Raw genomic sequence first — 2,414 nt, 5'->3', positions numbered from 1 at the left:
ACGGTCTGCCCCGCGATTGATCCGAGCGGGCGGTGACATGACGGTGGCCGCGCGGGTTCTTGAGGTGTGAAGATCAAGCAGACCCGCGCGGCCATGTCCCATCCTGCCTTGTGCGGTGTCTCGCTCCAACATCTCGGCGATTTGATCGAAGAACTCGCGCCACGCTGGCAGGCGCGATGCGAGTCCGGACGCCACAATCGGCGTCAGGCTGTCCGCAGGAGACCGGCCGGAGCCGGGCCGAAGTATGAACTCGTCTTCGCCGACCGGGTATTGGCGACGCTGGTCCATTTGCGTACCAGCCTGACACATGAGGCGCTGGCCGTGCTCTACGAGGTGAGCTCCTCCACGATCGGCCGGGCGATCACTGAGATCCGCCCGTTGCTGGCCGCGCGCGGGTTCGCCGTACCCGACCGGCCCGGACTGCGACTGCGCACGCTGGAGGACGTGTTCGCCTACGCCGAGGCCGAGGGCGTAGGCCTGTGCATCGACGGCACCGAGACCCAGGTCCGCCGCCCCCAAGCACACCGCCCCGGACGCCGCGCCTTCGTCTCGGGCAAGCGCAAACAGAACACCATCAAAGCGACCACGATCAGTGACCGCCAAGGCCGCACCTTGTGGTCCGGCGCCTTCCGGCCGGGCCGGATACACGATCAGACGGCGATGCGTACCGAAGGCATTGCCGAGCTGTTGCGTCGGCATCCGACGGTGAAAGCCGAGGTCGACGAGGGCTACCGGGGCCTGGCCAACGAGTTTCCGAACCAAGTCAGCGCCCCGCCCAGGAAGCCCAAGGACATCGACAATGCGCCTCTGACCGAACGGTACGGATGGCGTGAGATGCGCCGCCGCCAGTCCTCGCGTCGGATCCGCGTCGAGCACGCCAACGCCGAGATGCGCCAGTGGCGGCCGCTGCAGCGCTACACCGGACGGCGGGATTCCTACCACGAGATCCACCAAGCCGTCGCCGGGCTGGTCTCCGACCGCGCCGCCAAACGCGCCACCCGCCGCCGGACGAGCACCGAACTCGTGCTCACCCGCACGACGGCCTGCTGATTCACACACCAGCCGAACCCCCAGGCCAACACGCCTCCACCTCAATCGGGGGCAGACCGTAACGCCTTTCCGCCGGATGCCTCAGCGGGCGGAAGAACTCGCGGATGTCGGCCGCGACAAGCCCGGGTTCCTCGTTGGCGACGAAGTGGCCGCCTGCGGGCAGGTCGTGCCAGTAGCGGATGTCCGCGTAGGTACGCTCGGCGAGCGACCTGGGCATGCCGAGGTCGCCCACACCGATCGTGATCCCGGCCGGCACGGTGAGCACGGGCAGCGGCAGCCTGCTGTCGCGTTGGTCGAAGTAGGGGCGGAACGACGACCCGATCGTGCCCGTCGCCCAATAGATCATGATCGTGGTCAGCAGATCGTCCTTCCTGAACCGGCGCTCGACGTCACCCTCGCAGTCGCTCCACGCCTGGAACTTCTCCACCATCCACGCGGCCAGGCCGGACGGCGAGTCGAGAAGGGCCGCGGCGAGCGTGTCGGGGCGGGTGGACTGGAGCTCGGCATACGCGGTGGCGCCCTCCCATTTCGCCGCCGCCCAGGCAAGGAACTTCTGTTCAGCGGCGGTGAGGTCACCGCTTCGTTCCACGGGCGGGTACGCGGCCTGGGCCACATGGATCCCGATGACCTCGTCAGGGTGCGTGGCGGCGATCCAGTGGCTGACGCTGCTGCCGATGTCCTCGCCGTAGGTGCCGAAGCGTGGGTATCCGAGCACATCGGTCATCAGCCGCGCCCAGGTTTCGGCGACCGCCGGACCCGTTACCGGGCCGCTCTGCGGCAGCGTGGAGTAGCCGAAGCCCGGCAGCGACGGCACGACGACGTCGAACGCGTCACCGGCGTCACCGCCGTGCGCCGCCGGATCGGTGAGGAGCGACACGAGCGGCAGCATCTCCGCGAACGAGTACGGCCACCCGTGCGTCACCACCAGGGGCAGCGGCGCGGGGCCACCGGCTGTGCGGACCCCGCGGACATGGGCGAAGTGCACGGTCTGCCCGCCCACGTCCGCGAGGTACTGCGGGAACGAGTTGAGCCAGCGCTCGCGTGCCCGCCAGTCGAATCCGTCCACCCAGTAGCCGAGCAGCTCGCGAAGGTAGTCCGGGTCCGTTCCCGCGGCCCAGCGGTCGCCGGGAGTGCGTGTGGGCAGCCGGGTTCGCGCCAGTCGGACCTTGAGATCGGCGAGCACAGTCTCGGGAACGTCGATGGTGAATGGCTTCATGATCAGCAGCATGACATCGGGGTCTGACAGTCCCACGCGGTAGCGGTCTGCCCGGCGGCGCGCGGCGCTGCTTGATCTTCACACCTCAAGAACCCGCGCGGCCACCGTCATGTCACGGCCGCTCGCGATCAATCGCGGGGCAGACCGT

Annotated in this window: 2 protein-coding genes; one reads left to right on the top strand and one right to left on the bottom strand. The window is 68.7% G+C overall.

Annotation, left to right across the window (positions count from 1 at the left end; genetic code table 11):
* Nucleotides 1–93: 93 nt before the first annotated feature.
* Nucleotides 94–1,050, top strand: a complete 957-nt coding sequence (locus O3X23_RS43800) for a transposase (RefSeq protein ID WP_269280973.1) — start codon at nt 94–96, stop codon at nt 1,048–1,050.
* A 1-nt stretch (nt 1,051) separates the two neighbouring features.
* Here O3X23_RS43800 and O3X23_RS43795 read toward each other — a convergent pair whose 3' ends face one another.
* On the bottom strand, nt 1,052–2,266 hold the full coding sequence (locus O3X23_RS43795; RefSeq protein ID WP_269280969.1) for an epoxide hydrolase family protein: 1,215 nt from the start codon (nt 2,264–2,266) through the stop codon (nt 1,052–1,054).
* Nucleotides 2,267–2,414: the final 148 nt, after the last annotated feature.

It is taken from the genome of Streptomyces sp. H39-S7, from assembly GCF_027158205.1.
Lineage (GTDB): Bacteria > Actinomycetota > Actinomycetes > Streptomycetales > Streptomycetaceae > Actinacidiphila.
This window is presented reverse-complemented; position numbering and strand designations above follow the sequence as displayed.

Bases quoted from the DNA above. Each gene is read 5' to 3' on its own strand.
- O3X23_RS43800 (WP_269280973.1), top strand. From the start codon at position 94: ATGTCCCATCCTGCCTTGTGCGGTGTCTCGCTCCAACATCTCGGCGAT.
- O3X23_RS43795 (WP_269280969.1), bottom strand. From the start codon at position 2,266: ATGAAGCCATTCACCATCGACGTTCCCGAGACTGTGCTCGCCGATCTC.